Here is a 23282-nt window from a genome sequence, read left to right on the forward strand (position 1 = left end):
GGATATCCAGGGCAGCGTAATCACCCAAAAGTAAAAGAGGCAGAGTTAAAAACCATTAAAACAGCATTAGAGAAGGGAATCCGCCCCCGCGTAGAAATAGGTTCCATCAATTATAAGATAGAAGATCTTCAAAAATATATTGAATTGGGAGTTCAAGATTTTAGTTTGCCAAGTGAAGGGAAGATAGTTTATGAATGGTTAAAAAAGCATGGAGAGAATTTAAGAAAGTTAATTTTTAATCTTTAAATAGTAAATGCTAAAAATTTGATTGACTATTGAAAGCTTTTAATATATTATTAGAAAAATAAAATTTGCCCTTTTAAATTGGTTCAGAGAGACTAATAAGGGGATAAAAAAGGAAAATGATATCCTCTTATTAGTAATTAATAAGGGGATATTTTATTATATAGAAAATCTATGTCTTTCTTTAACAGCTGTCAGGTGGGTCTGGTAAGAAATGATTATGTTCCTATATCAGCAACAATGGATTGAAAGGGAATTTTGTTTAAATATATGGGAGGAAGAAAAGGAGGTATAAAGAAGTGAATATGCAGGAAAAGGCGGTGGTAATGGGAGAAAATGAAATTAGCAGGACTCTGGTAAGGATCGCCCATGAGATAGCAGAAAAAAATAAAGGAGTAACTGATTTAGCTATTGTGGGGATAAGAACTAGGGGAGTCTTCTTAGCTAAAAGATTGGCAGAAGAAATTTTTAAAATAGAGAAAAAAGAGATCCCGGTAGGCACCTTAGATATAACTCTTTATCGGGATGATTTATCTTTGGTTGCCCGTCAACCCCTGGTGCTTAAAACAGAAATACCTTTCGATGTGTCTCAGAAGAAAATAGTGCTGGTAGATGATGTTCTTTATACCGGAAGAACTATAAGGGCAGCTATGGATGCCATAGTGGATTTAGGAAGACCCCAGGTGATTCAGTTAGCTGTATTGATTGACAGAGGGCACCGGGAGCTGCCTATTCGAGCAGATTATACCGGTAAGAATATTCCTACTTCCAAGAAAGAAATAGTTAAAGTTAGATTAAAAGAGGTAGACGGGGAAGACAATGTTGGAATAGTGATAAAAGATATATAAATGACGTGAAACTAGTGTGGAGCGTACAGCATGTAGAATATAGTAATAAGTAATGAGTAATAAGTTGATTCAACATGACATACTGTGTTATTAAATCGTTTTTAGATTAATTGGTGGATTGGCTAATTGGCCAATTGGGAAATCAAAGTAAAGAAGGTGATTTTTATTTATAATATTTGCGTAAAGATTTTATCTAAAGAAGAAGTGGCTCCAAATATTTTCTTAATCAAATTATTAGCTCCTCTCATTGCTCAAGATGCTATTCCCGGACAATTTGTCCATATAAAATGTAGTAAAGAGAATTATCCTCTACTGCGCCGTCCTCTAAGTATTCACCGAATAGATAAAGAAAAAGGAGACATTTCTATTCTATTTCAGGTAATAGGAGAGGGTACAAAATTAATTGCTAATAAAAGCATTGGAGACGATTTAGATATCATGGGTCCTATAGGTAATGGTTTTAATATTCTTCCGGAAAGTAAAAAAATTATGATAATAGGAGGAGGAATAGGAGTAGCCCCTTTACTGACTTTATGCGAAGAGTCTATAAAGCAAGGCAAAGAAACCCGGGTCTTGATAGGTGCCTTAAAGAAAGAGCTAATCATAAGCGAGGAAAGTTTTAAATTTCTGGGGGCAAAAGTAGAAGTTGCTACTGATGATGGAAGTTATCAATTTAAGGGTTTAGTTACTGATTTATTGGAAAGAGCGGTTCAAGAAGGATGGTTAGCCGATCAGATATTCGCTTGCGGGCCCAAACCTATGTTAAAAAAAATTTGCGAAATTACCTCAAAGTCAAATATTAATTATCAGGTATCTATGGAAGAAAAAATGGCTTGTGGGATAGGTGCTTGCTTGGGGTGTGTTTGCAAGGTAAAAACAAAGGATAAAAGTGGAACTCAAGTTAAATATGAATACAAACGAGTCTGTATTGATGGACCTGTTTTCGCAGGGAATGAGGTGATCTGGGATGATTGATAAGCCTAACTTAGAAGTAGAAGTAGCTGGAATAAAGTTAAAAAATCCGGTGATGACTGCTTCTGGCACTTTTGGCTATGGTGAAGAATTTTCTCCCTTTATTGATTTAGATAAGCTGGGAGCAATGATATTGAAGGGAATTACTTTAAAACCAAAGACGGGGAATTTACCTCCCCGGATAATAGAGACCCCTTCGGGGATGCTTAATTCTATCGGTTTGCAGAATGTGGGAGTCGAAAGGTTAATTAAAGAAAAGTTGCCTTATTTAAAAAAATTCAATACCCCGGTGATCATAAATATTTCCGGCGATACCATAGAAGAATACACCAAATTAGCCGGAAGGTTGGGAGAAGTTTCCAAGGATATGGGAGTAGCCGGTCTGGAAGTTAACATTTCTTGTCCTAATGTGAAAAAAGGAGGTATGGCCTGGGGAACAGATGCTAAAGCAACTTATAAAATAATAAATAGTATTCGAAAAACTACCTCTCTTCCACTTATTGTGAAATTAACCCCTAATGTTTCCGATATCAAAACTATTGCACAAGCTGCTGAAGAAGCAGGAGCAGATGCCCTATCCTTAATAAATACTTTAGTGGGAATGGCAATAGATATTGATTCTCGCAAGCCTAAATTGGCCAATATCAGCGGCGGTTTGTCCGGTCCAGCGATAAAACCGGTAGCCCTTTGGTTGGTCTGGCAGGTATTTCAGGCAGTAAACATACCGGTAATCGGGATAGGGGGGATAATAAAAGTTGAGGATGCTCTGGAATTTATTATTGCCGGAGCTCGGGCAATAGAGATTGGAACGGCGAATTTTGTAAATCCCAAAGTAACCATTGAAATAATAAGAGGAATAGAAAAATATCTCATAGAAAATAATATTAATGATATCAATGAATTAGTGGGAACTATGAAAATATAAAAAGATAGGGGGAGAGAAGATGGATTTAACGGCGAGAGAAAGGTTGGTTCTGGCTCTGGATGTAGACGATTTTAAAACAGCAGAGGAATTGGTGAGTGGATTGAGTGATTATGTGGGAGCCTTTAAAATCGGAAACCAACTATTTACTGCTGAGGGACCCAAGATTGTAGACATGGTAAATAAAAAAGGGGGAAAAGTTTTTTTAGATTTAAAATTTCATGATATACCCAATACCGTGGCTCGGGCAGCAGAAGTAGCTACTAAATTAGGAGTTTCTATTTTTAATGTCCACACCTCCGGGGGATACGAAATGATGAGAGCGACGGCTGAAGCCACTGCAAAAATAAGCCAAGAACTGGCTATTAAAAAACCTATCATTTTAGGGGTAACCTTACTTACCAGTATTAATCAGGAAATTTTGGAAAAAGAGATAGGTATAAAAAAAAGATTGGAAGAACAAGTAATTCATCTGGCTAAATTAGCTAAAGCTTCCGGTCTTGACGGGGTGGTTGCCTCTTCCTGGGAGATTCAGGGGATAAGAAAAGCTTGCGGAGAGGATTTTGTAATTTTAACTCCCGGGATACGTCCCGGGGGTGATTCTCCCGATGATCAAAAAAGAATAATGACCCCCGGGGAAGCAATAAAATTAGGAGCTGATTTTTTGGTAGTAGGAAGACCGATAAGAAATGCCGCTAATCCGATAGAAGCAGCGAAACAAATATTAAAAGAAATGGAGGGAAACTAAAAAATGATTATTAATACAGAAGAAGTCATGAAAAAATTTGAACAAGCAGGAGCTATTCAGAATGGACATTTTAAATTAACCTCAGGAGTTCATAGTGATACCTATATCCAATGTGCTCAGGTTATGCAGCATCCTGAATTTATGCATAATTTATGCAGTGAACTGGGGAAGAGGTTTAGGGGAGATGATATTGATGTGATCGTCGGACCGGCGATCGGGGGAATAATTATGGCTCATGTAATGGCAAGAGTGTTAGGTCCCTGGGTAAGGGCAATCTTTACAGAAAGAGAAAATGGAAAGATGACTTTGCGGCGGAGTTTTGAGATAATTGAGGGAGAAAAAGTTTTGGTAGTAGAAGATGTTACTACCACCGGAAGTTCAGTAAGAGAGGTTATAGATATAGTAAACTCAAGGCAGGGAAAAGTGGTAGGGATAGGTGTATTAATTGATCGAAGCGGAGGGAAGGTAGATTTTGGAATAAAGACCGAAAAGCTCCTGACGGTAGACATTAAGACTTATCTTCCCGAGGAATGCCCTTTATGTAAAAAAGGAATTCCCGTAGTTAAACCAGGAAGTCGCGGGCTTTAGAATTAAACATTTTAAAAAATTTGACAAGAGTGAAATTTTAATATATTATAATTTTCAATAATAAAAAAAAGAATAATTTAATGAGGAAAGTAAGTCATTATTCAAATTAAAAAGAGAAAGATATATTAGGTGAAAGTATCTTGAAGAAGATGACTGAAAAGAGAGCCTCAATTAAGATAGGTTGGTTACCTTTAAAAACTTCTAATGAGTGGGGTAAATAATTTATCCAATCCCAGGTGGCACCACGAGATTTGGTCTCGTCCTTTTATGATAATGAAGATTATCAAAGGGGCGGGATTTTTTATTTAATGGTGGAAAAATTATTTACTTAATCCAGGTGGCACCACGGGAAATTTTATTAATCTCGTCCTTTGTGATAATCGATAGAATAGTTATCAAAGGGACGGGATTTTTTTATTTATATTCAGATAAGGTGAAAATAGAATGAAAAAAATAAAGATAAGCGTCATTGGTTCAACAGGTTATACAGGGAAAGAATTAATAAAAATATTAATGAATCATCGAAAGGTAGACTTGGTTCATCTGGTTTCTTCCAGCTATGCAGGAAAAAATATAACCGAGATATTTCCTGAATTCCTGAATAAATTAAATAAGAAACTGATCAATTTTAATCTAGATATTATATCTCAAGATTCTGATCTGGTATTTACTGCTCTTCCCCATACGGTCTCTATGGATATGGTTCCGGAATTATTAAAAAAAGGTGTTAAGGTAGTTGATTTAAGTGCGGATTACCGCATAAAGGATTCTGCAGTGTATCATGAATGGTACAAGAAAGAACATAATCAGATGAGCAAGGATTTGTTACATGAGGCAGTTTACGGTCTTCCGGAGATTTATTTCAATATGATAAAAAAAGCTGCCTTGGTGGCAAATCCCGGCTGCTATCCGACCAGTGTAATTTTAGGGATCGCACCTTTATTAAAACATCACTTTGTAGAACCAATCGGAATTATTATTGATTCTAAATCCGGTACAAGTGGAGCGGGAAAAAAACTCTCTTTAGATCTACATTTTGCGGAGTGTAACGAAAATTTTAAAGCTTACAAGGTGGCCAGGCATAATCATATTCCTGAGATCGAGCAGGAGTGTACTTCTATATATTTTAACAAAAATAGCTATAAACAGAAGCAGCAGCAAAAGCAACAAGAAACAGAGATAAAAGTATCCTTTACTCCCCATCTTCTTCCGATTAATAGAGGAATTCTATCTACCTGTTATTTAAGTTTAAGGAGTTCTAAAAAAGAAGAGGAAGTATTGGAGATCTATCAAAAATATTATTGTAAGGCACCTTTTGTGCGAATTTTTGAACCTCCCAATTTACCGGAAATAAAATATGTAACAGGAACAAATTATTGTGACATCGGGTTTTCCATAGATGAAAGAACGGGAAAGATAAAAATAATTTCAGTTATCGATAATTTACTTAAAGGAGCCGCCGGTCAGGCAGTGCAGAATATGAATATTATGTCTGGTTTCCCTGAGACCTGTGGGTTGTTATAAAATCAAGGTGAAAGGAGTTAATAATGATGAAAGATGTTTTAAATTTAGATAAAGAAGATTTTCAGGTGGTTAAAGGGGGAATAACTTTTCCTAAAGGCATAAAAGCATCCGGAGTAAAATGCGGGATAAGGTTCAACAAAAAAGATTTAGCCTTAATTTATTCGGAAAAAGTCGCTGATGCCTGGGGGACATTCACTACCAATAAATTTAAGGCTGCTCCACTGGTTGTTACCGAGAAAAATTTATCTCTGTCGGGAGGTAAGTTACAAGCGGTGTTGATTAATAGCGGAATAGCCAATGCCTGTACCGGAAAGAAAGGGTTGAAAGATGCCTGGGAGACGGCCGACTATGTTTCTCGGGGTTTGAAGATTAAAAAAGAACATGTGGCGGTGACCTCAACCGGCAAGATTGGAGAATTTCTCCCTTTAGATAAGATAAAGGCCGGAGTAACAAAGGTCATTTCTTGTTTGGATTATGCCGGAGGAACCGAGGCAGCAGAAGCAATATTAACTACTGATACTCAAAAGAAAGAGATAGCCCTCTGTTTTAAATTAGGTGAGCAGGAAGTGAGAATCGGAGGGATGGCTAAAGGTTCAGGGATGATTCATCCTAATATGGCCACTATGTTGGGTTTTATTACCAGTGACATCTCCATTAAAGGAGAATTGCTCCAGGAAGCGCTTAAACAGGTAATAGAAAAATCCTTCAATATGATTAGTGTAGACGGTGATATGAGCACGAATGATATGGTATTGCTGATGGCCAATGGCTTAGCCGGAAATAAATTGGTCGATAAAAAGGATGTTGATTATTATAAATTTTTAAGTGCTTTACAATATGTTACCCAATATTTAGCCAAATGCATTGCTAAAGACGGAGAAGGTTCCAGCAAGATGATTGAGGTAGAAGTTCAAAATGCCGTATCTTTTGGGGAGGCCAGGAAAGTTGCTCAGGCAGTTATTAATTCACCCCTGGTAAAGACAGCCATTTTTGGAAAAGATCCTAATTGGGGGAGAATTTTAGCAGCAGTGGGTTACTCGGGGGCAGAGTTTATACCAGATAAGGTTGACCTTTATTTAAAAGAAAAGATAGTTGAGAATGGCCAACCCTTGACATTCTCACGACAAAAGATACACCAATATTTAGAATCTTCTGATGAAGTTAAAATTATCATTGACCTTAAAATGGGAAAGGTAAACGCTACTGCCTGGGGATGTGACCTGACCTATGACTATGTGAAGTTAAATACTAAGTACAATTAGCACAAGTGATGAGTGGAGTACAGTTGGCAAATTGGCCAATCGGCCAATTGATCAATTAAAAAGGAGTGGGATGGACAATGAAAAAAAATATAGATAATCGTGGGGAAGTCCTTTTAGAGGCCCTTCCTTATATTAAAAAATTCTGGGATAAGATAGTGGTTATAAAATACGGTGGCAGTGCCATGAAGAATAAAACCTTAGAGAAACAAATTATAAAAGACATTATTCTTCTGAAATATGTGGGGATGAAACCGGTGATTGTTCACGGCGGAGGGCCAGAGATCTCTGAAGAAATGGAAAAGAGGAACAAAATTCCTCAATTTCTTGATGGATTAAGAATAACCGATGAAGAAACGATGGAGATAACGGAAATGGTTTTAATCGGTAAGATTAATACTCGTTTGGTAGCAGAGATTAATCTCTATGTTTCAGAAGGTCCGGGAAATGGAGTAAAAGGTATCGGCTTGAGCGGGGAAGATGCTCAGCTTTTAACGGTTAAAAAACACCCGGTTCCGGAGTTGGGATTGGTAGGAGAAATAGAAAAAATTAATCCCGAAATATTAACAATTTTACTGGAAAAGAATTATATTCCGGTCATTGCTACGGTAGGAGTAGACAAGGAAGGGATAAGATACAACATCAATGCTGATATAGTAGCAGGCCGGATAGCCATTTCTCTGCAAGCAGGGAAGCTGATTTATTTGAGTGATGTGGATGGAATATTTAAAGATTTTAAAGACCCAACTTCTTTGATTAGCAGTTTACCCATTAATCAGGCCAAAGAATTAATTAAATCCGGGCAGATTCAAAAAGGAATGATTCCCAAAGTAGATTCAGCAATTCAAGCCTTGGAGGGGGGAGTCAATAAAGTGCATTTCTTAAATGGTAAATGTGATCATTCTGTTCTGTTAGAAGTATTTACCGATAGCGGGATAGGAACAGAAATTATCCCTTAATCAGGATAATCTAAATTTAATTTGTGTAATCACTTAATATAAATATTAAGCTAGGGGGGCGAAAGGTTGTGAAAACCAAAGAATTGATAAAAAACGAAAAAAAATATTTAATGCAGACTTATAGCAGGCCAGATATGATATTAGACAAAGGTGAAGGGATGAAAGTATGGGATCTGGAAGGAAAACAATACTACGATTTTATTGGTGGTATAGCAGTGAATGCCCTGGGATACAGTCACCCAAAATTAGTTCAGGCTATGAAGAACCAGGCAGAAAAATTAATTCATTGTTCCAACCTTTATTATAGCGAACCACAGATAATTTTAGCTCAGATGTTGATAGAGCTTTCTTGTGGGGATAAAGTATTTTTTGCTAATAGTGGAGCAGAGGTAAATGAAGGTGCCATCAAATTAGCCGTAAAATATTTTAAAACCCAAAATAAAGATAAACATAAAATAATTTATATGAAAAATTCTTTTCACGGTAGAACTATTGCTACCTTGGCTGCTACCGGTCAACACAAATATCAGAAAGATTATCTTCCTCTTTTGCCTAAATTTAAGGAGGCGATATTTAATGACCTTGAATCAGTAAAGGCAGCAGTTGATAAAGAAATAGCAGCAGTACTGGTTGAGCCTATTCAAGGAGAAGGTGGTGTAAAAATTGCCACTCAGGAATTTATAAAGGGGTTAAGAGAATTATGTAATAAAGAAGGAATATTGCTTATTTTTGATGAGATTCAGTGCGGTTTGGGTCGAACCGGAAAGATGTTTACCTACGAATATTATAGCGTAGAGCCGGATATTTTAACTATTGCTAAATCTTTGGGAGGGGGGATACCCATCGGAGCATTTATTGCCAAAGATAAAATAGCTTCTTCTTTTAAACCCGGTGATCACGGAACTACTTTTGGTGGTAACCCGGTGGCTTGTGCAATGGCGATAGCTTTTATAAAAGTTTTAGAAGAGAAGGATTTAATTGGGAAGTGTCAGAAAAAGGGAGAATATTTTAAAGACAAATTAAAGGGTCTCAAAGAAAAATATCCCGAGAAGATAGAAGAAGTAAGGGGTTTAGGCCTGATGGTGGGGATGGAATTAAAAGAAGAAGGTCAGGAGATAGTAAAAAAATGCGCAGAAGAAGGAGTATTGATCAATTGTGCTGCTAAAAAAGTTTTACGTTTTTTACCGCCCTTAATTGTGAAAGAAAAAGAGATAGATTATTTAATAGAAATTTTAGATAAAGTACTTCAAAGGTAAACTTTCGTGCCAGGCACGAAAGTTTACCTTTTTTATAAAAATATAATAAAATAAGAAGGAGTATGAGAAAATGAAAAAAATGAAAAAAGTAGTTTTAGCTTATTCAGGAGGATTGGATACTTCTGTAGCCATTAAATGGCTAAAAGAGAATTATTGCGAGGAAGTCATTGCGGTGGCAGTTGACGTAGGACAAAATAGTGATTTAGAATATGTAAAAGAAAAAGCACTTAAAGTCGGAGCGAGTAAATCTTATGTCATTGATGCTAAAGAAGAATTTGCTAAGGAATATGTTCTGTTAGGGTTACAAGCAGGTGCTATTTATGAGTCTAATTACCCTTTGGCTACAGCTTATTCTCGACCATTAATATCTAAAATTATGGTTGAGATTGCTGAAAAGGAACAAGCGGAAGCGATTGTCCATGGCTGTACCGGTAAAGGTAATGACCAGGTGAGATTTGAGGTTTCTATCGCGGCCTTAAATCCAAATTTGAAGGTTATTGCTCCAGCAAGAGAATGGGGATTTACCCGGGAAGAAGAAATTGAATATGCCAAAAAATTTAATATTCCTGTTCCTGTTGATGTAGAAAATCCCTACAGTGTGGATCAGAATCTATGGGGAAGGTCTATAGAATGTGGTGTATTAGAAGATCCTTGGATAGAGCCACCGAAAAAAGGAGTTTACGAATGGACGGTAAGTCCGGAGAAGGCTCCTGACCAACCAACTTATCTGGAGATTTATTTTGAAAAGGGAGTGCCGCAGAGTATAAATGGAGAGAAGATGTCTCTGACGAATTTAATTTTATATTTGAATAAAATCGGAGGAGAGAATGGAGTGGGGCGAGTGGATATGGTAGAAAATAGATTGGTAGGGATTAAATCTCGAGAAATATATGAATGTCCTGGTGCTGCTATTCTGTTAATGGCTTATCAATCTTTGGAAGGGCTGGTTTATCCTCGAGAATTGTCTCATTTCAAACAGATTATTTCTCAAAAATATTCTGAATTAACTTATTATGGTCTATGGTTTTCTGCCTTAAAAGAGGCTTTGGATGGTTTTATCGGGGTCATTAAAGATAAAGTAACCGGGATTATAAAAGTTAGATTATTTAAAGCTAATTGTGTAGTCGTTGGGCGAAAATCTAAAAATTCTCTCTATGATTTTAATTTGGCTACTTATGACCAGGGAGATACCTTTAATCAGGATTTTGCCAAAGGATTTATAGAACTTTGGGGTTTGCCCACGAAAGTATATTCTTCGGTGAGCAGGAAAGACAGTGATAAGTAACAAGTAATGAGTAATGAGCTTGAGGTTGCAGGTTTCGAGTTATAGGTTTTTTGTTTGTCATTATTTCCTCCCCCCTTGGAGGGAGGATTAAGGTAGAGGTGAAGATAATGGAAAAGTTATGGGGAGGAAGGTTTACTAAGAAAATAAATAAGGAGATGGAGGAATTTGTTTCCTCCCTCTCCTTTGATAAAAAATTAGCAAAATACGATCTCTTGGGAAGCATTGTCCATGCTCAAATGTTAGGGAAATGTAATATTATTACAAATGAGGAAAGCAATAAAATTGTTGAGGGGTTAAAACAAATCCTCAAAGAAGTACAGGAAAGTAAGATAAAAATTGACATAAGCGAAGCAGAAGATATTCATTCCTGGGTAGAGAATAAGTTAAAGGAAAAGATAGGGATTCTTGCCGGGAAATTACATATTGCCCGAAGCAGAAATGATCAGATATCCCTTGATGAAAGGATGTATCTAAAAGAAGAAGTTGAAATCATTCAGGATTTGTTGAAAGATTTGCAGAAATCACTTTTATCTTCTGCTCAGAAAAATTTAGGAATAATGATGTCCGGATATACCCATCTTCAACATGCTCAACCCATTCTTTTTTCTCATCATCTTCTTGCTTATTTTTATATGTTGGAAAGGGATAAGGGAAGGATGCAAAATTTATATAAGAGAATTGATATTTTACCCTTAGGTTCTGCTGCATTGGCGGGTACTTCTTTCCCTATCGATAGAGAATTTACAGCTTCACAACTTGGTTTTAGTGGAATATCAGAGAATAGTCTTGATGCAGTAAGCGATAGAGATTTTATTTTAGAATTTTTATCAGCTTCAACTATATCAATGATGCATTTGAGTCGTTTAAGTGAAGAGATCATCCTTTGGTCCTCGAAAGAATTTGATTTTATCGAATTAGATGATTCTTTCTGTACCGGAAGCAGTATTATGCCGCAAAAGAAAAATCCTGATGCGGCGGAATTAATTAGAGGGAAAACCGGGAGAATTTACGGCAATTTGGTAAATATTTTAACTATGATGAAAGCCTTACCCTTGACCTACAATCATGATATGCAAGAAGACAAAGAACCTCTGTTTGATACCGTATTTACTTTAAAAACTTCTTTACTCTTAATGAGTAAGATGATAGAGACTATGCAGATTAATAAAGAAAAGATGGAAACAAGCACCAAGGGTGATTTTTCTACTGCCACCGAATTGGCGGATTACTTAGTAAAAAAGGGCTTATCTTTTAGAGAAGCTCATAAATTAGTCGGGAGTATAGTTATTTATTGTTTAGAAAATAAAAAGATATTGGAAGATTTAACTCTTCCCGAATTGCAATCATTCCATAAAAGTTTTGATAAAAATACTATAGAAATCTTAACACCGCAGTCAGCTATTGATGTTAAAGATTCTTACGGAGGGACTTCTTTAAAAAGAGTAAGAGAGTCTATTCAAAAGGCTAAAAGGACATTGGAAGAATAATAATCAATGATTACTTGATAAAACATTGTTATTCCATTTTTATTATTTTGAAGGAATAGTATTTTTTATTCCCTAGCTTTGTTATCCCCTTGAAAAAGTAATTTCAGCAAATTTTCCATTTTTCTCTTATCAGTAAGAGCAAGAAAAACAAGGCTTACAGAAGATTTCAAAAATAATTTAAAAAATTTTCCAAAAAAAGAAGGATTTTTAAAATATATGTAGAATAGTATAAAGTATAATGTATACAATTTCCAAAAATAAATCTAAATTCCTAAGATATTAGATAGGTTAAATTTTAGGAAAGGAAAACATTGAAAATGGAAAATATTTTGAAAATAGAAGGATATGAACTATTGAGTCAAAAAGTTTATCAGGTATTAAAGACAGAGATTATTAAAGGATCATTAAAGCCGGGAACTAAATTGTTAGAAAATAAAATGGCAGAACAATTAGGTGTGAGTCGGACTCCATTAAGGGAAGCCTTAAAGGAATTGGCTGCGGAAGGATTTGTTAAGATGACTCCCAATCAGGGAATGATGGTAAGTAGGTTTTCCATTAAAGATATTCAAGAAGTCCTGCAAATTCGTAGCATTTTGGAAGGTTTAGCAGCTCGTTTGGCAGCTGAACTAATTAAAAAAGAAGAAATTAAAGAATTAGAAAAATATCTTAAAAAGATGGAATTCTATACCAACAAAGACGATGTTTTATCGTTTAGTGAAATGGATGCGGAGTTTCATGAATTAATCTTAGATATCTGTAGGAATAATCGATTAATTCGACTTCGAAAAAATATTAGTGACCATACCCATAGGTATCGAATCAGGTCTCTAGGCATCCCAGAAAGACTGAAATATTCTCTAAAAGAACATCAAGAAATTATAGAAGCCTTAAAGAGAAAAAATCCCAAGCAAGCAGACAGATTAAGTCAGAAACATATTAAAAATGTGTTAGAAAATCTTTTAGCCCATCATGAGGATAAAGAAGGGAAAAAATTATAGAGATGCGCAAAATTAAAGCCAATCAGATCAAAGATAAAGTAAAAGAACTATTCCTCAAAGCTAATTTTTATATAAATACTGACCTTACTCAACGTTTGAAGAAAGCCTTAGAAGATGAAACTTCCCCTATAGGGAAATATGTCCTAAAGATGATTATTGAAAATAATAAGATCGCCTCAACAGAAGAGGTGCCTATTTGTCAAGATACTGGACTGGCGGTAGTATTTGTAGAAGTAGGTCAGGAAGTTTATCTAAGTGATGGTAATTTTGTCGAAGCTATCAATCAGGGAGTTAGAGAAGCCTATCAGGAAGGATACCTCAGAAAATCAGTGGTGAATGACCCGGTATATGAAAGAAAGAATACCACATCTAATACCCCGGCGATTATCTATACCGATATTGTACCAGGAGATAAAATAAAATTTTTAGTAATGCCTAAAGGATTCGGCAGTGAGAATATGAGTGCTCTATCCATGTTAAAACCAGCTGATAGACCAGAAGGAATCATTGATTTTGTAGTAGAAACAGTAAAGAAGGCCGGTCCCAACCCTTGTCCTCCAACTATAATCGGAGTAGGGATAGGTGGAACTGCCGATCAAGCCATGGTCATCGCCAAAAAAGCCATTGCCCGTAAGATAGGTGAGCACAACAAAAACGAAAAATATGCAGTTATGGAAAAAGAGGTTTTGGAGAAGATAAATAACTTGGGAGTTGGCCCGGCAGGACTGGGAGGAAAAACTACGAGCTTAGCAATAAACATTGACTACCTTCCCACCCATATAGCCGGTATGCCGGTAGCAATAAATATCTGTTGTCATGCCGCCCGACATGCCAAAGGAATATTATAAAAAAATGGAAAGAATTTTTCATGAAAAATATTATTAAAATAACTACACCTTTGAATATAGCAGAAATTGTTAATTTAAAAGCCGGGGATTTTGTAACTATTACTGGAAATATTTATGCTGCCAGAGATGCTGTCCACAAAAGGTTTTTTGGGTTAATTGAAAAAGGGGAAAACCTTCCCATAGATCTAAAAGGACAAATTATTTTTTATGCCGGTCCAACTCCTGCTAAACCAGGGAATTCTTGCGGCTCTGTCGGTCCTACTACCAGCTATAGAATGGATCCCTACACTCCGGAATTATTGGATAGAGGCCTGAAAGGGATGATCGGTAAAGGACTCCGTTCCCAGGAGGTCATTGAAAGCATGAAGAAGAACCAAGCAGTCTATTTTGCAGCTGTAGGGGGAGCAGCTGCTCTCATTGCTAAAAGTATAAAAAAATCTGAAATCATAGCTTATGAAGATTTAGGAGCAGAAGCGGTCTTTAGATTTTATGTTAAAGATTTTCCTGCGATAGTAGTGATAGATTCTGTAGGTAATAATCTCTATGAAACCGAACCACCAAAATATGTAAAACAATAAATGAAAAGGAGTTTAATAATAAGAATGAACATTTATGAAGAGGCCTTAAAACTACATGAAGAGAACAGAGGAAAGATTGAAGTCATTAGTAAAATTAAAGTAAAAAATATGCACGACCTGGCAGTAGTTTATACTCCCGGTGTGGCTGAGCCCTGTAGAAAAATTCACGAAAAAACTTCGGAGGTTTATCGCTATACCTCAAAGGGCAATATGGTCGCTGTGATCAGTGACGGAACTGCTGTCTTAGGTTTAGGCGATATTGGCCCGGAGGCTGCCCTACCGGTCATGGAAGGCAAAGCTGTCCTCTTCAAACACTTTGCTGGTGTTGATGCCTTTCCTATCTGTCTTGATACCAAAGATCCGGATAAGATAGTAGAGGCCGTTACTCTAATTGCCCCTTCCTTTGGTGGAATCAATTTAGAGGATATCTCTGCCCCTCGTTGTTTTGAAATAGAAGAGAGATTAAAAAAAATACTAAATATTCCGGTCTTTCATGATGATCAGCACGGCACGGCCATCGTGGTGTTATCCGGTTTAATAAATGCATTAAAGGTAGTAGGAAAGGATTTAGACCAGATAAAAGTAGTCGTCAACGGAGCCGGAGCATCAGCCATAGCCGTCTTAAAATTCCTGATGTCTGCCGGAGTCAAACATGCCATTCTTTGTGATTCTAAAGGTACTATCTATAAAGGTAGAAAAGAGAATATGAATCCGGTCAAAGAAGCCATGTCGAAAGTCACCAACCATGAAAAGATCAAAGGAACTCTATCCGATGCGATAAAAGGAGCTGATGTCTTCTTAGGTCTTTCTACAGCCGGTGTCTTAAAACCGGAGATGGTCAAATCTATGGCCTCTGATGCTATCGTCTTTGCCATGGCCAATCCGACTCCCGAGATCATGCCCGATCTCGCTAAGGCTGCCGGAGCACGTATTGTCTGTACCGGACGTTCTGATTTTCCTAATCAGGTAAACAATTGCCTTGGTTTCCCGGCTATCTTCAAAGGAGCACTAAAGGTCAGAGCCAGCCAGATCAACGAGAAGATGAAACTAGCCGCTGCCTATGCCCTGGCCTCCCTCATCTCAGAGGATGAATTAAGTGAGGATAATGTCATTGCTGATGCCTTCGATCCCCGGGTAGTAGAGAGGGAATCAGAAGCAGTAGCACAGGCTGCCATAGAGAGTGGAGTGGCAAGAATCTAAAAAGAAAATACTTTTTGTAGTTGGAGTAATGCAAAAATACGATTATAGAAAATATGATATAGAATTAGCCATCATTTCAATGGAGGCAAAGAGATGAAGCTACAATATGGCAAAGAGGAAATTCAATTACCAATACAAGATAAGCATGTTATCCAAATACTCAATCCAAAGAAACAAAAGGTTTTATTATATCCGGAAAATAGATTAAAAGAACTTTTCAAAAATCCGATAAACAGTTCTTCTTTAAAAGATCTGGTGAACCAGAAAAAAGCCAGGAAGGTTTTGATCATAGTAAACGATATTACCAGACCTACACCTTATGAAGTCATTTTACCTCCTTTATTGGATGAATTGCATCAAATAGGAATAAAAAAAGAAAATATAGTTTTTATGATAGCTACCGGAATACATCGCAGTAACTCTCCGGAAGAAATAAAAAAAATATTCGGGGAAAATATTTTTTCTACTTATAATTTCATTAATCATGACTGTGATGATCCACACTTAAAAGAGTTGGGTAATTTGAAAAGCGGCAATAAATTATGGGTTAACCAGATTATCTTGGATAGTGATTTAATTATTACCACCGGGGTAATAGTACCTCATTATTTTGCCGGTTTTTCCGGAGGAAGAAAATCCATTCTTCCCGGTATTTGTGGAAGAAAGACTATTGAAGGCAATCATGCCAACATGGTCCACCCCCATGCCCTGGCTGGAAACCTGAAAGGTAATCCGGTACATGAAGAGATGCAGGAAGCAGCAGAGAAAGTAGGTGTAGATTTTAACATTAATGTGGTAACTAATGAGAAACACAAAATAGTAGAAATTGTTGCAGGAGAATTATTGACTTCATGGCAGCAGGGAGTAGAGAAATGCAGACAAACCTATATCTGTCCTATTGAAAAAAAAGCAGACGTCGTCATTGCTAGTGCGGGGGGTTACCCTAAAGATATTAATGTTTATCAAGCTCAGAAAGCCTTAGATAATGCTTATCAGGCAGTAAAACTCGGAGGTACCATTATATTACTTGCTGAGTGTTCCGAGGGATACGGAGAAGATACTTTTAAAAGGTGGATAGAAGAAGCCAATTCTATAGATGATATTTTTCATCGGTTAAATAAAAAATTTGTCTTAGGCGGCCATAAAGCTTTTGGAATTGCCAGAGTGGTAAAAGAAGTAGAAGTAATTTTAATTTCTTCCCTGCCTCCGGAAAAAGTCCGTAAATTATTTTTTATTCCCATGGAGAATATTACCCAAGCTTTAAATTATGTCAAAGAGAAGTACGGTGAAGATTTTCAGGCTTACATTCTCCCCTCGGGAAATACCGTTGTACCTCAAATAACTTAAAAATTACTAGCAATTAGATAGGGTAAATTCATCTTGAATTATTTTAAATATACTTTGAAAGAAAGTTGAGATTTATATTTTAAAATGCATCCTTTATATCGAATTTTAGCACGTGCTGCAAATCGAGAATGGGTTAATCCTGGTGAATTTATTGTGGCTAAAGTAGATTTAACAGAGATAAACGACCTTTACCTGCAAGTTATATTATCATTTAAAGAAATGGGAGGCAGTAAAGTTTGGGACCCCCAAAAAATCACCTTTGTAATGGACCATTATGCCCCTGCCCCTAATATTGAAGCTGCAGAGAATCAAAAGAGAATGCGTGAATTTGCCAAAGAACAGGGGATAAAATATTTTTTTGATATTAACTGCGGAGTTTGTCATCAGGTCTTACCGGAGGCAGGTTTAGTCTGGCCGGATATGGTCCTGGTTGCCACGGATTCCCACACGACTATTCACGGGGCTTTTGGTGCTTTTTCAACCGGTATCGGCGCAACAGATATGGCAGCAGTTTTACTCACCGGAAAAATATGGTTTAGGGTTCCGGAAATCATCAACATCAAGATACAGGGGAAAATAAGAAAAGGTGTTATGGCGAAAGATATTATCCTTTATATTATTTCTCAACTCGGAACAGAGGGTGCTTTATATAAAGCGATAGAATTTGACGGAGAAACAGTAAAAGAGATGTCTTTGGATGAGCGATTAGTTCTCTGTAATATGTCAGTGGAAATGGGAGCGAAAGCAACCTATATCCGACCGGATGAAAAAGTCATGGAATATCTGTCCGAAGTTAGTCCGGAAAAGTATAAAGAATACCAAACGATGAAGTTTAAAGATGATGAAAACAGTGCAGATTATGAATCGGTTTATAATTTTGATATTTCTGATCTTGAACCTCAGGTTGCTCTTCCACATAGAGTGGATAATGTGGTCCCTGTTTCTCAAGCAAAGGGAAAACAGATTCAGCAGGCTTTAATTGGGACCTGTACCGGAGGAAGAATAAATGATATAAAAGTGGTCGCACAAATTTTAAAAGGTAAAAAAATATCCTCTTCTGTCAGATTGCTTATTATTCCCGCTTCTCATAAAACATTACAAAAGTGCATTGAATTAGGATATATTCAAACTTTACTAAATGCAGGTGCAACCCTGGTAACACCTTCCTGTGGTCCATGCCTGGGCGCCCATGAAGGTATTTTATCCTCAGATGACTCCTGTGTATCTACTTCCAGCAGGAATTTCCCCGGAAGGATGGGTAGTACAGAAGCAAAAATATTTTTATCTTCTCCGGCTACCGCAGCTGCATCAGTCCTAAAAGGGGTTATAACAGATCCTCGAGAATTTTTATAATCCATCAAGAAAGGGATTAATTCATATGTTTGAATCCATAATAAAGGGAAAAGTTTTTAAAGTAGGAAATGATATTGATACAGACCAGATATTTCCGGGCAGATATCTTTATCTTACTTCTCCAGAAGAGGTGGCTGTGCATGCTATGGAGGATGCTATTCCGGATTTTTATAAAAAGATAGAAGGAGAGGATTGGGTAATAGCCGCCGGGAAAAATTTTGGATGTGGTTCCAGTAGAGAGCAGGCTCCTCGGGCTATTCTGTACGCCGGAATCAAGGCAGTGGTAGCTGAATCTTTTGGCCGAATTTTTTATCGTAATGCCGTCAATGTTGGCTTATCAGTTATAAAATATCCGGATATATTTAAAGAAGTTAATCAAAGTGATTCTATAAAGATCAATCTTCAAGATGGCTTTATTGTTCTATATAATCCGGAGAGAAAAATACCCATTGAAAAATACCCTGCCCAACTTCTAACTATTTTAAAAAGCGGAGGATTAATTCCTTATTTAAAGAAATACGGAAAATATGCTCACTTTATCGATAAACTGTAATAATTTCGAATAGGGTTTTACCCATTATTTTAATGAGGAGTGATGGTAAATGGAATATCGGATTCTAGGTAGAAAAAGTGGGGAATCCAGTAGGAGATGATGTTAATGATAGAGGTTTATCTTGTCGCCATGTTAAGTTATCTGTCGAAAAGAGTTTAAAACGACAGGGTAAGCCATTAAGGGCTAATATATATTAGCCCTTAATGAGTGTTTTGAATTTCATTTGCTTTCTTACTTTTTGGTAAAATCTACTTTTTTCATTCTTCCTATCGCTTCTTCTAATCTTTTTTCCTCAACAGTTAAAGCAATTCTTACATATCCTTCTCCATATTCTCCGTAACCGATTCCCGGGGTTACGATTATCCCTGTTTTTTCTAATAAAAGATTAGCAAAGTCCACGGATTTCATTTTATTTAAAGTAGGAATCCACAGGTAAAAAGTAGCTTTGGTTGGCTTTAAATGCCATCCTAATTCATTTAGTCCATTAACGACTATATTCCGTCTTCCGGTATAGATTTCATTCATTTTTTGAATATTGTCCTGAGGTCCAGACAGGGCTTCTACTCCAGCTCTTTGAATAGCTTTGAAAACGCCGGAATCAATGTTCGTTTTTATTATTGACAGGGCGGAAACGGCTTCTTTGTTTCCTACTGCAAAACCCAATCTCCAGCCGGTCATATTATAAGTTTTGGATAAGGAATGAAATTCTATGCCCACCTCTTTAGCCCCTTCTACTTCTAAAAAACTGTTAGCCCGATAATGATCAAAGGTCATTTCGGAATAAGCAAAATCATGACAAACCAGGATATCATATTTTTTAGCAAATTTGACGACCTTTTCAAAAAAATCTTTATTAGCTACTGCAGCAGTAGGGTTATTAGGGTAGTTGATAAACATTAATTTAGCTCTTTGTGCAATCTCTTCATCTATTTCTTCTAAGTCAGGTAAAAAATCATTTTCTTCTAATAGCGGCATGATATAAGGGAAACCATTAGCAAATAGAGTCCCTGTTTTATAGACCGGGTAACCGGGATCAGGTATAAGACTGAAATCTCCCGGGTCTATAAAGGCAAGAAAGATATGAGCTATACCTTCTTTAGAGCCGATAAGAGCCATCACCTCTTTATCCGGGTCTAAGTCAACCCTAAATCTTTTTTTATACCATGAGGCAACTGCCTGTCTGAATTCAGTTATTCCCGCATAGGGCGGGTAATCATGGGTTTTAGGGTCTTTAACACTTTCTCTTAATTTTTCAATGATATGATTAGGAGTAGGTTGGTCAGGGTCGCCTATACCCAAGTTGATAATATCCACTCCTCTTTTTATAGCTTCTTCTTTTTTCTTATCAATTTCTGCAAATAAATAAGGTGGAATAGTTTGTATTCTTTGGGCAATTTTCATTAAAAAATTCCTTTCTATTAAAATATTTCTCATATCATGGATTTACCAGGAAAGCTCGATGAATCGAACAATCGAACCTTTGTCTCTTATCGGCCATTTCATGATATAGGAGATTGCCACGCTACTGATAGCTGCTCACCATAAGGTAAAAGAATATACGACTAAACACTATTATATAATATACCAATTTGCTAACCCTATAAGCAAGCAGCCAGGTAACTGACTAACCAGCCAATTAAAGTTAATTGGTCAATCAGCAAATTGATGAATCTGTGAATTGATCAATTAAATTTCCATTTCTCCCTTAAATGCTAATTCTGCTGGTCCGGTCATATACACATGGCCATTATCAGTCCACTGAATATCTAAATCACCGCCTGGCAAGTGAATGACAGCTTTCCGGTCGGTTTTTTTATTCAAAACTGCCGCTACCAAGGCCGCACATGCTCCGGTTCCGCAAGCCAGAGTCTCTCCAGCTCCTCTTTCCCATACTCTAAAGTTTATCTCTTGTTTATTTAAAACTTGGATAAACTCTACATTGGTTTTTTCAGGGAAGAGGGGGTGATTCTCTATTTTTGAGCCAATTTCCTCTACTGGTATAGATTGTACATCATTGACGAAGGTTATACAATGAGGATTTCCCATGGAAACACAAGTAATTTGGAAAATATATTTAGAATCAATTTTTAAGGTTTCATCTACTACTGTGAGGGCATTTTCTCCTTCCATAGGAATTTCTTTTCTCTCTAATTTTGGAATACCCATATCTACTTTAATTCCCGATATTTCTTTTCCTTTCAAGATTAATTCGGGAGTTATAATACCTGCTAAGGTCTCTACCGTAAATTGAATTTTAAATATTAATTTATTTTCGTAGGCATATTTAGCGAAACACCTAATGCCATTTCCGCACATTTGAGCTTCCGTTCCGTCGGCATTAAAAATTCTCATTTTTAAATCTGCCTTAGATGAAGGCGAGATCAATATCAATCCATCTGCCCCTATTCCAAAGTGTCGATTACAAAGCCTTTTAGCCAGGTAAGATAGGAATGATGAATCGCCCAACGGTTTGCTTAAACAGTTTATTAGAATAAAATCATTCCCCAATCCATGCATTTTAACAAAATCTATTTTCATAATGATCTTTCCCTCTATTTTCTTTAACTAGATACGATTCACGAGATACGAGATGCGATTTTATTTTTCTACTTTATCTTCAGTACATCTTTCATTTGGTAAAATCCAGCAGGCTTATCTTTCATAAATTTTATTGCTTGAATGGTGCCATAGGCAAAAGTGTCACGACTATGTGCCTTATGGGTTAATTCTAATCTCTCACCTAAGGTGCTAAAGATCACCGTATGTTCACCGGAAATATCTCCTCCTCGAATCGAGTGGATACAGATTTCTCCCTTCTTCCTTTCTCCGACTATTCCTTCTCTGCCATATATTACTGCTTCATCCAGATTTATTCCTTTGATTTTGGCAATTTGTTGGGCTAATTTTTTTGCCGTTCCACTGGGGGCATCTTTTTTAAAACGATGATGGGTTTCTACGATTTCTATATCGTAATTATCGCCGAGAGCAGCAGCAGTTTCAGCAGCAAGTTTAAAGAGTATATTTACTCCTAAAGACATGTTTGGTGAAAGAAGAAAAGGAATGCCCTGGGCTAATTGATTAATTATTTCGATTTCTTTAGAAGAAAAGCCGGTAGTCCCCATAATCATAGGTTTTTTATATTTGGAGATAATTTTCAAATGCTCCAAAGAGACTTGGGGATTGGTAAATTCAACTATTTGATCGGCATTCCGAATGATATCTTCCAGATTATCATTAATAAATATCCCAGTTTCTCCCATACCGAGAGTCACTCCCCAATCTTTTCCCATATCAGGATGAGAAGAGGATTCAATTATTCCTGTCAATTCCGTTTCTTTGTCTTGGCAAATTAACTGTGCGACCTTTGAACCCATCTTCCCGCAGCCACCACAGACAATGACTTTAATCATTGATTATCCCTCCAATAAGCCGAATTTTATTAAGTCTGCTTTTAATTTGGTTAAATTACTTTCACTCATGGGAGACAAGGGTAATCGTAATTCACCGGAGGGCATTCCCATTAAGCGGACACTGGTTTTAACCGGGATAGGATTAGTTTCGTAAAACATAGCATTGCTCAAAGGATAGACTTTAGATAAGAAAATTTCTTTAGCTTTCTGGTAATTTCTTTCTTCGAATTCTCTAACCATATCAGAAACATCCCGGGGGATAATATTGGCGACCACCGAGATTACCCCTTTTCCTCCTATGGATAGCACAGGGAGTAATAATTTGTCATCTCCGGAGAGAAGGGTGATTTTATCTCCACACAATTCAACGATCTGGGTCATCTGATCTAAATTTCCACTGGCTTCTTTTACTGCTACAATATTTTTTAACTCTGCTAATTCTGCTAAAGTTTCAGGCAACATATTCACTCCGGTTCGAGAGGGGACGTTATAGACGATGATGGGTATATCAATTTCTTCGGCTAATTTTTTATAATGCAGATACAATCCTCTTTGAGTAGGTTTATTGTAATAAGGGACAACTACAAGGGCTCCATCAGCACCGTTTTCTTTTGCATGGGAAGTTAAGTCAAGAGCTTCCCAGGTACTGTTGGAACCGGTTCCGGCAATGACCGGAATTCTTCCCGCTGCTGCTTTTATGGTTAATTCCACTACTTTTTTATGTTCTTCATGTGAGAGAGTAGGCGATTCCCCGGTGGTGCCACAGGGGACAATACCATCAGTTCCATTTTTAATATGAAACTCCACTAATTCTTTTATTCCGTTTTCATCAATTTTCCCGTTTTCTTTAAATGGGGTGATCATAGCTACAAGAGATCCTTTAAACATTTTTATTTCCTCCTTT

Annotated in this window: 22 protein-coding genes; 18 read left to right on the forward strand and 4 right to left on the reverse strand. The window is 36.8% G+C overall.

Annotated elements, in window-relative coordinates; genetic code table 11:
* The first annotated feature begins 548 nt into the window (after positions 1 to 548).
* The 18 genes from pyrR to ENO17_06095 all read left to right on the forward strand — a co-directional run bounded on the left by pyrR (position 549) and on the right by ENO17_06095 (position 18968).
* Positions 549 to 1091: a bifunctional pyr operon transcriptional regulator/uracil phosphoribosyltransferase PyrR gene (gene pyrR, locus ENO17_06010; GenBank protein HER24582.1), complete on the forward strand. Its 543-nt coding sequence runs from the start codon at positions 549 to 551 to the stop codon at positions 1089 to 1091.
* A gap of 126 nt (positions 1092 to 1217) precedes the next feature.
* On the forward strand, positions 1218 to 2066 hold the full coding sequence (locus ENO17_06015; protein ID HER24583.1) for a dihydroorotate dehydrogenase electron transfer subunit: 849 nt from the start codon (positions 1218 to 1220) through the stop codon (positions 2064 to 2066).
* Positions 2059 to 2988 carry a dihydroorotate dehydrogenase gene (locus ENO17_06020; protein HER24584.1) on the forward strand — a complete coding sequence of 310 codons (930 nt, stop codon included), beginning with the start codon at positions 2059 to 2061 and terminating at the stop codon, positions 2986 to 2988. Before ENO17_06015 ends, ENO17_06020 begins: the two co-directional genes overlap by 8 nt.
* Positions 2989 to 3007: 19 nt before the next feature.
* Positions 3008 to 3733, forward strand: coding sequence for an orotidine-5'-phosphate decarboxylase (locus tag ENO17_06025; protein HER24585.1), 726 nt, complete (start codon positions 3008 to 3010; stop codon positions 3731 to 3733).
* Between the two features lie 3 nt (positions 3734 to 3736).
* Positions 3737 to 4321: an orotate phosphoribosyltransferase gene (locus tag ENO17_06030; GenBank protein HER24586.1), complete on the forward strand. Its 585-nt coding sequence runs from the start codon at positions 3737 to 3739 to the stop codon at positions 4319 to 4321.
* A gap of 444 nt (positions 4322 to 4765) precedes the next feature.
* Complete coding sequence (locus ENO17_06035) at positions 4766 to 5845, forward strand: N-acetyl-gamma-glutamyl-phosphate reductase (GenBank protein HER24587.1); 1080 nt, start codon at positions 4766 to 4768, stop codon at positions 5843 to 5845.
* 26 nt (positions 5846 to 5871) lie between these two features.
* Entirely contained in the window at positions 5872 to 7107 is a 1236-nt protein-coding gene (argJ, locus tag ENO17_06040; GenBank protein HER24588.1) for a bifunctional ornithine acetyltransferase/N-acetylglutamate synthase, read from the forward strand.
* Between the two features lie 77 nt (positions 7108 to 7184).
* Positions 7185 to 8063 (forward strand): acetylglutamate kinase, encoded by an 879-nt coding sequence (argB, locus tag ENO17_06045; protein ID HER24589.1) that lies wholly within the window; start codon positions 7185 to 7187, stop codon positions 8061 to 8063.
* A 68-nt stretch (positions 8064 to 8131) separates the two neighbouring features.
* Positions 8132 to 9319 carry an aspartate aminotransferase family protein gene (locus tag ENO17_06050; protein ID HER24590.1) on the forward strand — a complete coding sequence of 396 codons (1188 nt, stop codon included), beginning with the start codon at positions 8132 to 8134 and terminating at the stop codon, positions 9317 to 9319.
* A gap of 70 nt (positions 9320 to 9389) precedes the next feature.
* Positions 9390 to 10604, forward strand: coding sequence for an argininosuccinate synthase (locus tag ENO17_06055; protein HER24591.1), 1215 nt, complete (start codon positions 9390 to 9392; stop codon positions 10602 to 10604).
* 107 nt (positions 10605 to 10711) lie between these two features.
* A complete protein-coding gene (gene argH / locus ENO17_06060) occupies positions 10712 to 12091 on the forward strand; it encodes an argininosuccinate lyase (protein ID HER24592.1) in 1380 nt (459 codons plus the stop codon).
* Positions 12092 to 12408: 317 nt separating this feature from the next.
* Positions 12409 to 13089 (forward strand): GntR family transcriptional regulator, encoded by a 681-nt coding sequence (locus ENO17_06065; GenBank protein ID HER24593.1) that lies wholly within the window; start codon positions 12409 to 12411, stop codon positions 13087 to 13089.
* 2 nt (positions 13090 to 13091) lie between these two features.
* Complete coding sequence (locus tag ENO17_06070) at positions 13092 to 13937, forward strand: fumarate hydratase (protein ID HER24594.1); 846 nt, start codon at positions 13092 to 13094, stop codon at positions 13935 to 13937.
* Between the two features lie 20 nt (positions 13938 to 13957).
* Positions 13958 to 14515 (forward strand): Fe-S-containing hydro-lyase, encoded by a 558-nt coding sequence (locus ENO17_06075; GenBank protein ID HER24595.1) that lies wholly within the window; start codon positions 13958 to 13960, stop codon positions 14513 to 14515.
* Between the two features lie 24 nt (positions 14516 to 14539).
* A complete protein-coding gene (locus tag ENO17_06080) occupies positions 14540 to 15715 on the forward strand; it encodes an NAD-dependent malic enzyme (GenBank protein ID HER24596.1) in 1176 nt (391 codons plus the stop codon).
* 93 nt (positions 15716 to 15808) lie between these two features.
* On the forward strand, positions 15809 to 17062 hold the full coding sequence (larA, locus tag ENO17_06085) for a nickel-dependent lactate racemase (protein HER24597.1): 1254 nt from the start codon (positions 15809 to 15811) through the stop codon (positions 17060 to 17062).
* 84 nt (positions 17063 to 17146) lie between these two features.
* Positions 17147 to 18415, forward strand: coding sequence for a 3-isopropylmalate dehydratase large subunit (locus ENO17_06090; GenBank protein ID HER24598.1), 1269 nt, complete (start codon positions 17147 to 17149; stop codon positions 18413 to 18415).
* A 37-nt stretch (positions 18416 to 18452) separates the two neighbouring features.
* A complete protein-coding gene (locus ENO17_06095; GenBank protein HER24599.1) occupies positions 18453 to 18968 on the forward strand; it encodes a 3-isopropylmalate dehydratase in 516 nt (171 codons plus the stop codon).
* Positions 18969 to 19199: 231 nt separating this feature from the next.
* On the opposite strand, the gene ENO17_06100 is transcribed toward ENO17_06095, so the two are convergent.
* From ENO17_06100 to ENO17_06115, 4 genes are all read right to left on the reverse strand, one after another.
* The gene (locus tag ENO17_06100; protein HER24600.1) at positions 19200 to 20369 is read right to left on the reverse strand and encodes an LL-diaminopimelate aminotransferase; all 1170 of its coding nucleotides are present in this window, start codon (positions 20367 to 20369) and stop codon (positions 19200 to 19202) included.
* Between the two features lie 285 nt (positions 20370 to 20654).
* A complete protein-coding gene (locus ENO17_06105; GenBank protein HER24601.1) occupies positions 20655 to 21506 on the reverse strand; it encodes a diaminopimelate epimerase in 852 nt (283 codons plus the stop codon).
* 68 nt (positions 21507 to 21574) lie between these two features.
* On the reverse strand, positions 21575 to 22378 hold the full coding sequence (locus ENO17_06110; GenBank protein ID HER24602.1) for a 4-hydroxy-tetrahydrodipicolinate reductase: 804 nt from the start codon (positions 22376 to 22378) through the stop codon (positions 21575 to 21577).
* A 3-nt stretch (positions 22379 to 22381) separates the two neighbouring features.
* The gene (locus ENO17_06115; protein HER24603.1) at positions 22382 to 23266 is read right to left on the reverse strand and encodes a 4-hydroxy-tetrahydrodipicolinate synthase; all 885 of its coding nucleotides are present in this window, start codon (positions 23264 to 23266) and stop codon (positions 22382 to 22384) included.
* Positions 23267 to 23282 lie beyond the last annotated feature (16 nt).

The organism is Candidatus Atribacteria bacterium (assembly GCA_011056645.1).
Lineage (GTDB): Bacteria > Atribacterota > Phoenicimicrobiia > Phoenicimicrobiales > Phoenicimicrobiaceae > Sediminicultor > Sediminicultor quartus.